The 1,447-nt window shown below is 52.0% G+C and carries 1 protein-coding gene and 2 pseudogenes; 1 reads left to right on the top strand and 2 read right to left on the bottom strand.

Annotated elements, in window-relative coordinates; translation table 11 throughout:
- A pseudogene (locus tag AC1QQ2_RS14200) lies at nucleotides 1-271 on the top strand (xanthine dehydrogenase family protein molybdopterin-binding subunit); the annotation flags it as partial.
- Between the two features lie 34 nt (nucleotides 272-305).
- Here AC1QQ2_RS14200 and AC1QQ2_RS14195 read toward each other — a convergent pair.
- Nucleotides 306-755: a c-type cytochrome gene (locus AC1QQ2_RS14195; RefSeq protein WP_479713623.1), complete on the bottom strand. Its 450-nt coding sequence runs from the start codon at nucleotides 753-755 to the stop codon at nucleotides 306-308.
- A gap of 123 nt (nucleotides 756-878) precedes the next feature.
- A pseudogene (locus AC1QQ2_RS14190) lies at nucleotides 879-1,447 on the bottom strand (methionine--tRNA ligase); the annotation flags it as partial.

The raw sequence follows: 1,447 nt of genomic DNA, 5'->3' as shown, positions 1-1,447 counted from the left end.
TGTGATTTGGGGCTTGGGTCACGCAATTATGGGGGAAATCACCTATACCGACGGCGCGGCGGATCAAGACAACTTTGACAGCTTTGAAAGCATGCGGTTGTACCAAGCGCCCGAAATCATGGTGCGCGGTTTGGAAAATGGTCCAAAAATCCGCGGCATTGGTGAACCGCCTGTGCCACCCGCCGCACCAGCGTTGGCCAATGCCATCTTTGCCGCAACCGGTGAACGGCTGCGCGAAATGCCATTTAACAGGTTCATTGATTTTGTCTAAAACTAAATGCCCCCATCTGTCACAGGTGGGGGCGTTATTTCTCGCGGTATTTGCTGTGGCAGGCTTTACACTGTCCGCCGATCGTCGCCAAAATTGGCCCAAGGTCTGTTTGGGACTTTAGCTGAGTTTTTGCCGTCGCCGTGGCCTGGATGAGGTCGTCAGACAACGCAGTAAATGTGTCAAATTCATCCCAAAGGGTGGATTTGGCCTCGGATTTCGGATCTTGGGCGGGGTTTTTAAATGCCTCTGGTGTCTTATGCGCAAGATCGGACAGCGCATCTAGCGCGGCCATTGCCTGAACCGGATCAAACGGGGTTTGGGATTTCAACATCTGTCCCAAGATTTTGGTGTTTTCCGCCATGCTCGACATCAGCATCATGCGTTTCATCACTATGGGATTTTTGACACCACCATGCGCAAGCGCCAACGACGCCGCACCAATTCCCGTTACAAACATAAGGCCCAATATCGGTTTTTTAAACATCTTATGCATACTCCAAACTAAACGCATTCATCCTGCAATGTCATTACACACTGCTGTGATCGTTTATGGGGATCCCAGAACGGCAACGTCGGTAAAAATACCGACGTAATACCGACGTGTTACTTATGCGCGAATTCCGGCAAAACGCGTTTGCCACTCTTCGCGTTCTTCGTCCGAAATCTTGCGGAATGTCACATCGGGCACTTCAAACGCATGCCCTGCAGGCAGCACATTTACGGCGTCGGTGATATTGTCTGGCCATGTGTCATCTTGACACTTCATCGCGGCCATTAACGTCGCGCTTGCGTCTGGGATGAACGGGCTAGACAGCACCGCATAAAGACGGATCAGGTTCAATGCCAATCGTGTCTGCGCCGCTGCCTGTTCTGGGTTTTCCTTGAATGTTGACCACGGTGCCGCCGATTGTAGGTATTCATTGCCAATCACCCAAATCGCGCGCAATTCCGCGGCCGCTTTGCGCACTTCAATTGCTTGCATGAACCCTTCATAGGCGCGAATGCGGGTGGTCAATTCGGCGATGACCGCCTGTTCTTGGGCGCCCCATGTCCCACCCTCGGGCACCGTTTCTCCAAATTTTGAACGACAGAATTTGGTGATACGGCTGACAAAGTTGCCCAAAACGTCGGCCAAATCCTTGTTGACGGACGCTTGGAAATTGTCCCACGTGAATT

Source organism: Aestuarium sp., from assembly GCF_023253315.1.
Taxonomy (GTDB): Bacteria; Pseudomonadota; Alphaproteobacteria; order Rhodobacterales; family Rhodobacteraceae; genus Marivivens; species Marivivens donghaensis.
This window is presented reverse-complemented; position numbering and strand designations above follow the sequence as displayed.

Bases quoted from the DNA above. Each gene is read 5' to 3' on its own strand.
- AC1QQ2_RS14195 (WP_479713623.1), bottom strand. From the start codon at position 755: ATGTTTAAAAAACCGATATTGGGCCTTATGTTTGTAACGGGAATTGGT.